This is a genomic window from Ruminococcus sp. MSJ-25, from assembly GCF_018917825.1.
GTDB classification, from domain to species: Bacteria; Bacillota; Clostridia; order Oscillospirales; family Ruminococcaceae; genus Hominimerdicola; species Hominimerdicola aceti.
The window spans coordinates 283,759-291,853 of record NZ_JAHLPI010000017.1; the positions used below are offsets into that span (position 1 = coordinate 283,759).

Genomic DNA, 8,095 nt, shown 5'->3' on the forward strand with positions numbered 1-8,095 from the left:
TTTGTGTTCTATTCAATTTTTAATAATCAAAAACAACCTTCCTGCATTCCTCACAGATGGAAGCTTTGATTTTCGTTCTGTGACTCGGTTTCAGTTCTGTAATTTTAACAAATCCATCTGCATTCTTTGCGTTTTCAAAAACACCCGGTACTTCATTTGCAAAACTGAAAGCACCGTCCTTACTACAAAACAGATACCCATCTCGCATTTCCTTTCCGCAATTCGGACACTTCATAAATTCCACCTCCATTCACTCTTTTTCTTCAGCTTTTTGCTGGCTTAAACGCATAGCCTCTTGTATTTTATTTTCAAAGTCAACCGATTTGATAAGTGCGATACCCTCTGTATCATCTCCCAAAACAACTAAACTGTCTCCCTCTTTAAGATTAAAAGTATCTCTTGCGGCTTTCGGAATCACAATCTGACCTTTAGTTCCGATTGTAACCATACCCCAAAGATGTTTTCCGATTGGTGCAGGGGCAATTCTTGTTTGACCGACTGTGTTGTTTTGATGAATTAACGCATCTATGGAAATCCCATAAAATTTCGCCAACTTGTCGCACTTTTCTATATCGGGAATAGTTTCGCCCTGTTCCCACTTTGCATAGGATTGTCTTGATATTCCGATTACTTCGGCAACCTGTTCCTGCGTCAAGCCTTTCAAATTACGAAGCATTACCAAATTATCAGCAAGCATTTACTCACCTCCCACCTGTATATACATTATACCTTCGTGAAGTTAAAGTTTCCACCATACAAACTTGTCATACTAATAATTTTAATGTTAAATTTAGTTGCATTGCGAATAATTTCAGATTTTTATGTCGGTTGAATCACCCTCTTGAATTTTGTCGAGCTGTCGGCAATATACTCGTTAATCAATCGGCTTTCTGCTTTTGTTTCGGGATAAGCGGTAATAGAGATTGTCTTTGCATTCCAGTCAAGAGTGTAGCTGTCGCTTGCAACATTTGTGATGTGGTGCTGTGCGAGAAAATCTCGTAAACGCTTCATTTCTTCAAGGTCATCGGACATAATCACATTCACATAGGTTCTGTCTTTTGACATTTTCTCATTGATAAAGCAGGCGAGAGAACAACCGACACCACCTGCAACGGCAACAACGAGCATTGCAATCTCGTTATTCGCAGAAACAACTCTTTTCGTTATCCAAAAATAAATAAAGTCGGATATGATAACCGCAATGCCTGCAAGTATCCACCGACTTCTCTGTACCAATATTGTTTTTGTTGTACTAAGTGCGTTGTCCGCAACTTTCGCTGCGAACAATACCACTAAATTTATCAAACTAATCATACAAGGCTTATTCCTCCTTACTCAGCCACTTTCTTTGCCACGACAACCATTCTTCCGTTGTTACGAGAATACTCGCAGGTAGAAAGCGTAATCAATTTATCTCCATATTGTGCATTTACTCCTGTATCATAGATAGCAAATTCCTTGCACTTGGCAATATACGCATTGAAATCATCTTCTGTATCTGCATTAACAAAATCATAGTATCTGAAACTGTTTGGTCTATCTGTATATACCTCTGTCTTAAAAGCAGCCACTACTTCGTATTTGCCTTTCTCGGTCAGCGTATCATACTGAATGGTTTTATGCTTTTTCCAAAAAGATTTATCCGCATATTTCATCAGTCCGGCGAACATCGAATTGTCGTTCATATGATGACCGTAGATAACAAGGTTATCTGACGGAGCGTCCACATCGCAGTTTTCCTGCACATACGGACAACCATAAATTGTATAACCTTTATCAAATCCGTGTCTTAGATAGAAATTCGGATTATCTTTTGACTGCATAACCGGATAGTTGATTTTGGTATCCTCAACTTTTATCCAGCCTACCATATCGTTGTTCTGCATATACAGTTCCTGATAGTCTGGCAAAAAGTTCTTATCTTCGGAATATAACATCGTATCCTCCGTATCGTCTGTATCCTCAACGGTTTCAATCAAGTTATCATAGAGTTCTGCCTGCATTTTAGAGTCGCAGTAGTCTTTGACCAAGAAGCCAACGCTCACAGCAAACACAACGCTTAACAGCGATATAACCGTAATTCTCATTTTCTTATTCATCGTTTTGTACCTTTACCTTTCCATATCTTTTCTTTTAGGTGGAGTCAAATCTCTACAATATTCGGGATATCTGAGTTTGATACCTTCCATAAAGTAAGGAGCATATCCGCAACAGAACAATTCATCCGGTGTGAAAAGATTTTCTTTTCCCTCCTCCGTGAAGCCGTTCCAAAGATTAAAGGCAAGGTGGCAGACCTTGACTGTTCCACTGGTCTGCCAGCCACCATATATCCCCTCCGGCACAATGCAATCGTTCTTAAAATCAAACATTCTTCCTATATTCATTCTGGTTTCTTCTGAAATGCCCATCACATAGAAAAATGCCTGATGATAGCAGTCATTGTGCCTGCATTTTTCGAGATTTTCAAAGACAAAATCTCTGTGTGCTTTGTTTTTGAATTGAATTTTTGCCATAGAAAACACCTCCTTACACGCCTTCACCGGGCTTCGTCGTCATCAAGCGGTACAACTTCGTATTCTTCGGGAACTTGTTTGCAAACGGTACAAGAGAACTGCCCACCTTGATAAGTCCGTGTCCTGCGTCAACATTTGTGATATACGAAAGCTGAAGGTCGGAGATATTCAGAAGTTTTGCAAGTTCCAGTCTGTCGGTAGAAGCCTGATTGAGCATAATGATAAACTCGCTGTTCGCAAGCATTGTTCTTGCAGTATGGCTCTGCAAAAGGTCGTCCACATTCTGAGTGATACCTGTTGCGTATGCACCGTACTTTCTTACACGCTTCCAGAGTGTAAAGAGGAAGTTTGCAGAATACTCGTGCTGGAACAAGAGGTAAATTTCATCAATGAAGATAAAGGTATGCTTACCCTTTGCTCGGTTCTGTGTGATTCGATTAAAAATACTGTCAAGGACGACAAGCATACCGATAGGCATAAGCTGCTTGCCGAGGTCGAGAATGTCATAACAGATAAGTCGATTGTGAGTATCTACATTTGTCTGCTTTGCAAAAGTATTCAGCGAACCGTGGGTAAACAACTCAATAGCAAGAGCAATTTCCTTTGCTTCCGGCTCATCCTGTTTGAGAAGTTCATCTCTGAAATCCTGCAAGGTCGGAACCTGACCGGTGTAATCGTTCTGCTGATAGGTGCGGTAAACGCTTGCAGTACAACGGTCAATGATGGACTTCTGCTTTGCTCCAAGATTTGTACCGCCGATAAGTTGTTCGCAAAGGGACATAATAAACTCAGATTTCAAGATGACAGGATTTGCTCCGTCGCCATAGTCCTTGTTCATATCCATTGCATTGATATGGTTTTTCGATGTTGCGGATATATTGATAATCTCTCCACCAAGTGCATTTACAAGGTGGGAATACTCTCTCTCCGGGTCGATGATGATTACATCGGCATCGGAAGAAAGGATAATATTTTCAATCTCTCCCTTTGCCGCAAAGGACTTACCGCCGCCGGATACACCGAGGATAAAGGAATTACCGTTAAGAAGCTGTTTTCGGTCGGCAATTATCATATTTTTGCTGATAACATTCTGACCGTAGTAAATACCGTTCTCGTGGTAAATATCCTGAACCCTGAACGGAATGAACACTGCAAGGCTCTCTGTTGTAAGGGTTCTGAATGTGTCAATTTTCCTTGTACCGTATGGCATAACGGTATTGAGTCCGTCCATCTGCTGAAATTTAAGAATGGCAAACTGACAAAGATGTTTTCTCGCTGTTGTGAGCAACGCTTCCGTATCGTTATCGAGCTGTTCTTTGGTATCTGCGGTATGCACCATCGTAAGCACTGCAAACATCATTCTCTGGTCACGGGTGGTAAGGTCGTCAAGGAACTCTTTCATTTCTTTTTTCTGCTGTTCCATATCGTATGGAACGGTAGCCGAAAAATTGTTGTTCTGATTCTGCTTTCTCTGCCAGTTCGTGATATTGGTTTCTACACCGAGCAATCTGTTTTCGGCTTCTCTGACTGCTTCATCGGTAGGAACAGGTACAATATCAATGGACATCATCAGATTTCGGTTCATATCCGTAAGTTCCGCCACCATACTGTCTTTGATATAGGACGCATATTCACGAAGAAAGATAACTCTGCCATAACGATTGCCGATTTTGAAATAATCACTTTCAAATTCTAAAGAGTCCGGGCAGATATAGTCCTTAAAATCGTGTCCTTTCTTTCGGGTTTCCTTAATATCAAAATGATATGAAGTTTCTTCCCCCACACGGAAGAAGTCGTGAATAATGCGAAGTCGCTCATCCGTTTCAAGTTCCACACACTTACTGCCAAGTCGTGAAAAGTGTGAAATCAAATCTGCACCTACACGGGCAAAATAGGTTCTTGCGTCATCCACATTCTTTTTATTGATGGAGATGGTCACATACTTATCCTGCACCGTTGAATTTGCTCCCGTTGCCTTATCAAGCAGCATTTTGTTGTATTCCTCTCGATACTCGTCCAGTTCATCTCCGGTTTCTGGGATAAGGATTGTTTTCTCAAAGTCCAAACGGTTCAGTCGTCTGTTGTTAATAGTGAGTTTTGTGGTTGCTCCACTGTCAAGAGAGTTAAGCAGTTCCGAATATTCAAGGAACATCGCTTCTTTATCTTCTCGGCTGGCAACGGCATAGTTAATATCCGTGAACTTAAAGGATTTGGAATACTTATCTTTGCCCAATCTGAAAATACCGTCATCATAGATAGCAGTAACCGGAATACAATCCTGCACACCCTTTGGCACAACGAAATTTTCCTTATCCTGCTTAAAGATGTTATTTAATGTCTTAATCATTATTCTTGTAAGCCTCCTTTGTCTTTTTCTCAATGCTCGGTTTCATCAACTCTAAATAGGTGTTTGTAGAGTGAAAGACCAACTTCTTTGGCATAAGAAATTCGGACTTAATCCACGCCCAGATAAATTTCTCTGCTGTCATTCCGTTGTATTTCACAAAACCGAGAGCCGCAAAGGGTGCTGCTCCCAAAATACACACCCACGATACCGTTTCTGTTCCAAGATGTGGTTTGAGTAAGAAGTACAATCCTACTGCCACACCACACGCAAATACAGAAAAAATGAACTGCCTGAGCGACAGTCCGAAAAACATTGATTCTGTGTAATTTCGTATTTCTCTGTTAATCTTCACTTCCACAGTTCTTCACTCTCCTTAACAAGCAAGTATTTGTTTCAAATCGGTCTGGTTCAGCGTCAACCCTGACATCTCCGGTTGTAATATACGCAATATTCTTTTTCGGAATATAACAAGAACCCAAGAGCAAATCTGTAATGAGAAAAATATCCTCATCATCTGCTCTTTGAAAAAGGCTGACAATTGTTTTCTTCCCTTTAAGTTCATAATCTTCAACCGCCTGAACAACCTCGCCGGTAACGAGGTGTAAATCATATATCTGTACTGTTTTCATTTGTTCTTCCTTTCTCTGCGAATTTGGCGTTTTACAGAAGGCACAACGCAAACATCCGTAAGGCAGATACGCTCGCCCCTTCTTTTACCGCCGTTATACACGCAGTCTTTACATCTACGGTCAGCAGAGAAATATTTCTGCCGACCTGTTCTGTTTGTGTTTTTCATTTTCTTGAACCTCCGTTATAAGCCCATCATTTCTCTGATAATGCGGTCGCTCATCTTCACTGCACCGACAAGAACAAGCATATTAAATACAAGTTCTCCGATATATGACCATACCTGTGTGACTGCCGCAGCGTCCGGGTTTACTACCGGTGGACTTGATGCAAACAGCGAGAAGATAATACAGGCAAGCACGATTACTGTACCTTCAAGCAGTACCGCACAGTAGCTTTTAATAAAACTCTTGCCCACATTCTGCGTCGGTTCTCCGGCAAAGGTAGATAGCGGTATCGGTGCTAATGCCGTGTACATATACAGTTTGAAAAATCTGCCGTAAACCGTCATTATCAGAATGAATGACAACACCGTAATAAAAAGACCGCCTATCAAAGTTACTGCCCATAGCGGAATGCTTTCAAAGAATCCGCAGTCCTCAATGGTTATTACCATTTCGGATGGGAGCGTCGTTTGATTCGGTGTTCCAAATCCCGATGATGTCATAATGGTTGAAATGATACCTTGAACGATATTGAATAAAGCAAGCATAAGCTCCATACCGTAGGTTATGACTCCTTTGGCAATGGCAAAGCGAACAAACAATTTCAGTGCGTGTTCCGGCTTTTTCACATCGGTAAAGCTTCCGCAGGTACGGACAACTCCCACCACAAAGAACAGCACTAATAGTGCAAGCCCGATTGCCTGAACCGCTCCGTTGATTGTTACCATCACATTCCATATGCTTCCGCCTTTGAAATCCTGCGGTGTTGTGGTTAAAAGCCGCCATATCTCACTTAATTTATCGTTCCAAGTTTCAAGAGCGTTTTCGAGGTTTTGAACTACCCAGTTATCGCTCATTCATTCGCACCTCCTTGTAAAAATGGGGCATACCCGTTTTGCCGAGTATGCCCTGTGATAACTGTTGTCTCTTAGCCTGTGATAAGAGTAAGGATTTCTTTTGCGAAAGTAATGATGATACCTCCGGCAAGAGTAAGAAAACCGTTTGCTCTCTGGGACGGGTCGTGGGACTTCAAAGAAAGTCCGACCTGCACGATACCGAAGCCGAGCAGGATAAGTCCGATTGCACGGATAAGTCCGAAAATGAAATCGGACAGATTGTTTACAACTGTGATAGGGTCGTTCGCCGCAAATGCGGTTACACCTGTACCAAGTACAACGGTCATCGCCAATACTGCCACACAATAAGCACGATAGCCTTTCTTGACCTTTCCGGTCATCGGCAGTTTAGAAGTTGCTTTGTTTTCTGTGTTTTTCTTAAAAAATCTCATTGTAATTTCCTCCTGTGATTAAAAATTGTTATCTACTTCAAAATCCTCATCGGACAGAAGTTCATAAGTGGTTTCTCCGTAATTGCTTTCCTCAACCTCATCCGGGTCAATAGCAAGAACAGAAATAGATGAGTGCGGTATCGTCACTTCTCCGTGCTTGTACGGTTTTTCTTTTCCGTCTGTGGTCAGTGCCACATTCGGGTGCTTCAAGATGTCGTACTTAAAATCCATAATCGGTCGCTCCCCACGGATAAATAAAATCGCATATTGGTTATCCAGCATACGAACTTCATCCGGAGTGAGAAGCTCACGACCGCTTATCTGATAATTGGTGGAGTAGTTACCGCTTCGCCCGGAACTCTTACCGTAAGTGTTCGTGTCGATGGTTTCCTTACCAAGCAGCTCCGACACATATTTATGTGTGCTTTGCTCGTTGCCGCCAAGATACAGAAATTCATCGCAGTTGCCCACGATACTTTCCCATTGCTTTTCAAACAAGGCTTTAAGCTGTGCCAAGTTCTGTAAGATGATACTGACCGACACACCTCTGGAACGCATTACCGAAAGTATCTTGTCAAAGTCATCCGGCAATGAAACATTGGCAAATTCGTCCATCAGAAAATGAACGGGAACGGGAAGCGAACCTCTGTGGATATGGTCGGCAGCATAGAATAACTGCTGAAACAGTTGGGTATATAAAATCGACACCATGGTTTTGTCAATATCACTTGACACATTTTATTCGAACAAGAATTATGCAACGAGAAAGATATGATCATAGTAGAGCTTTCTTCGGGCTGCCGGAGGCAGACCACCGTTGGCGGTGCAGATTCTTCTGTTGGCCCAGTAACTCATAAAATATCTCCAGATCATGGTCTTCAACTCTTTCATAGTGTAGTTCTCCGGCTTGTCCTCACGGCTGTAGAACAGCTCTTCTTTCATTCTTGCCCACATACTTTCACAGCGTGCATTATCATGACATCTTCCACCGGCACTGTTCATGCTTTGAATGATCCCATATTTCTTTACAGCAGCTCGGTACTCTTCGCTTGTATACTGACTGCCTCTGTCCGAGTGGATGATACAGCCCTTTATATCAGGATATGATTTGTTTGCGTTTTCAAGAGTATGGCAGCAGAGCGAAGCTCTCATATTA

Annotated in this window: 12 protein-coding genes and 1 pseudogene; all 13 read right to left on the bottom strand. The window is 41.9% G+C overall.

All coding sequences use genetic code 11. From position 1 onward, the window contains the following. Window positions 1–19: 19 nt before the first annotated feature. A complete protein-coding gene (locus KQH97_RS08340; protein WP_216553770.1) occupies window positions 20–235 on the bottom strand; it encodes a PF20097 family protein in 216 nt (71 codons plus the stop codon). A 15-nt stretch (window positions 236–250) separates the two neighbouring features. Beyond that, window positions 251–697, bottom strand: a complete 447-nt coding sequence (locus tag KQH97_RS08345) for a helix-turn-helix domain-containing protein (RefSeq protein ID WP_216553771.1) — start codon at window positions 695–697, stop codon at window positions 251–253. A gap of 122 nt (window positions 698–819) precedes the next feature. Beyond that, the gene (locus KQH97_RS08350; RefSeq protein ID WP_216553772.1) at window positions 820–1,314 is read right to left on the bottom strand and encodes a hypothetical protein; all 495 of its coding nucleotides are present in this window, start codon (window positions 1,312–1,314) and stop codon (window positions 820–822) included. Between the two features lie 17 nt (window positions 1,315–1,331). Then, entirely contained in the window at window positions 1,332–2,099 is a 768-nt protein-coding gene (gene srtB, locus KQH97_RS08355; RefSeq protein WP_216553773.1) for a class B sortase, read from the bottom strand. Window positions 2,100–2,111: 12 nt separating this feature from the next. Further along, window positions 2,112–2,513, bottom strand: a complete 402-nt coding sequence (locus tag KQH97_RS08360) for a DUF6075 family protein (protein WP_216553774.1) — start codon at window positions 2,511–2,513, stop codon at window positions 2,112–2,114. A gap of 13 nt (window positions 2,514–2,526) precedes the next feature. Then, window positions 2,527–4,860, bottom strand: a complete 2,334-nt coding sequence (locus KQH97_RS08365; protein WP_216553775.1) for a VirB4-like conjugal transfer ATPase, CD1110 family — start codon at window positions 4,858–4,860, stop codon at window positions 2,527–2,529. Next, window positions 4,853–5,218 carry a PrgI family protein gene (locus KQH97_RS08370; RefSeq protein ID WP_216553776.1) on the bottom strand — a complete coding sequence of 122 codons (366 nt, stop codon included), beginning with the start codon at window positions 5,216–5,218 and terminating at the stop codon, window positions 4,853–4,855. The genes KQH97_RS08365 and KQH97_RS08370 overlap by 8 nt, the downstream gene beginning before the upstream one ends. Continuing rightward, entirely contained in the window at window positions 5,202–5,489 is a 288-nt protein-coding gene (locus tag KQH97_RS08375; RefSeq protein ID WP_216553777.1) for a hypothetical protein, read from the bottom strand. The genes KQH97_RS08370 and KQH97_RS08375 overlap by 17 nt, the downstream gene beginning before the upstream one ends. After that, entirely contained in the window at window positions 5,486–5,656 is a 171-nt protein-coding gene (locus tag KQH97_RS08380) for a hypothetical protein (RefSeq protein WP_216553778.1), read from the bottom strand. Before KQH97_RS08380 ends, KQH97_RS08375 begins: the two co-directional genes overlap by 4 nt. A 15-nt stretch (window positions 5,657–5,671) precedes the next feature. After that, a complete protein-coding gene (locus tag KQH97_RS08385) occupies window positions 5,672–6,508 on the bottom strand; it encodes a hypothetical protein (protein WP_216553779.1) in 837 nt (278 codons plus the stop codon). 71 nt (window positions 6,509–6,579) lie between these two features. Continuing rightward, complete coding sequence (locus KQH97_RS08390) at window positions 6,580–6,939, bottom strand: hypothetical protein (RefSeq protein WP_002587808.1); 360 nt, start codon at window positions 6,937–6,939, stop codon at window positions 6,580–6,582. Between the two features lie 18 nt (window positions 6,940–6,957). Continuing rightward, a pseudogene (locus KQH97_RS08395) lies at window positions 6,958–7,650 on the bottom strand (type IV secretory system conjugative DNA transfer family protein); the annotation flags it as partial. Window positions 7,651–7,692: 42 nt separating this feature from the next. Then, a partial coding sequence (locus KQH97_RS08400; protein ID WP_216553780.1) for a DDE-type integrase/transposase/recombinase occupies window positions 7,693–8,095 on the bottom strand: 403 nt, incomplete at its 5' end.

Bases quoted from the DNA above. Each gene is read 5' to 3' on its own strand.
- KQH97_RS08340 (WP_216553770.1), bottom strand. From the start codon at position 235: ATGAAGTGTCCGAATTGCGGAAAGGAAATGCGAGATGGGTATCTGTTT.
- KQH97_RS08345 (WP_216553771.1), bottom strand. From the start codon at position 697: ATGCTTGCTGATAATTTGGTAATGCTTCGTAATTTGAAAGGCTTGACG.
- KQH97_RS08350 (WP_216553772.1), bottom strand. From the start codon at position 1,314: ATGATTAGTTTGATAAATTTAGTGGTATTGTTCGCAGCGAAAGTTGCG.
- srtB (WP_216553773.1), bottom strand. From the start codon at position 2,099: ATGAATAAGAAAATGAGAATTACGGTTATATCGCTGTTAAGCGTTGTG.
- KQH97_RS08360 (WP_216553774.1), bottom strand. From the start codon at position 2,513: ATGGCAAAAATTCAATTCAAAAACAAAGCACACAGAGATTTTGTCTTT.
- KQH97_RS08365 (WP_216553775.1), bottom strand. From the start codon at position 4,860: ATGATTAAGACATTAAATAACATCTTTAAGCAGGATAAGGAAAATTTC.
- KQH97_RS08375 (WP_216553777.1), bottom strand. From the start codon at position 5,489: ATGAAAACAGTACAGATATATGATTTACACCTCGTTACCGGCGAGGTT.
- KQH97_RS08380 (WP_216553778.1), bottom strand. From the start codon at position 5,656: ATGAAAAACACAAACAGAACAGGTCGGCAGAAATATTTCTCTGCTGAC.
- KQH97_RS08385 (WP_216553779.1), bottom strand. From the start codon at position 6,508: ATGAGCGATAACTGGGTAGTTCAAAACCTCGAAAACGCTCTTGAAACT.
- KQH97_RS08390 (WP_002587808.1), bottom strand. From the start codon at position 6,939: ATGAGATTTTTTAAGAAAAACACAGAAAACAAAGCAACTTCTAAACTG.